The organism is Oleiagrimonas sp. MCCC 1A03011 (assembly GCF_003267965.1).
In the GTDB taxonomy this organism is placed as follows: Bacteria; Pseudomonadota; Gammaproteobacteria; order Xanthomonadales; family Rhodanobacteraceae; genus Oleiagrimonas; species Oleiagrimonas citrea.
Genome location: NZ_MSPY01000053.1, coordinates 1 through 379, shown reverse-complemented (window position 1 = coordinate 379; position 379 = coordinate 1). Strand labels below are relative to the sequence as shown.

1 protein-coding gene is annotated in these 379 nt (G+C 67.5%); it reads right to left on the bottom strand.

Features of this window, described 5'->3' with window-relative positions; translation table 11 throughout:
* A partial coding sequence (locus BTJ49_RS15315; RefSeq protein WP_146742407.1) for a hypothetical protein occupies positions 1-248 on the bottom strand: 248 nt, incomplete at its 3' end.
* Positions 249-379: the final 131 nt, after the last annotated feature.

The window sequence follows — 379 nt, the reverse complement described above, 5'->3', positions numbered from 1 at the left end:
CACAGCGCCATCGTCGCATCGCGCGCCCCCGCAGACCGCGCGTCCAGTGCTTTGCCCGGCTCCATGCCCTGAAGAACAAAAAAGAACGGGGATTGCGGGTTGGGGGTGTTGAGCAAGGTGACGTGCAGCGCCGGCAGTCGCGCCTTGGGTCCACCGGTTCGCACCACCTGGGCGATGCCACGCACCCCGAACAGGGCGCGCGACACCTTCCGGGCGCGACGGCGTGCGTCCGCCAGCACGTGCGCCATCACATCGTACTCCTACGCCGATTTCTTCCCGATGTTCGAAGTGCCCGGCGAAGGCCGTCTGAGCGGAACCATTCCGGCCCACGGGCATTTCCTGCTCGAGCGCACCGACGATACCTCGGTCCCGGGCGTGG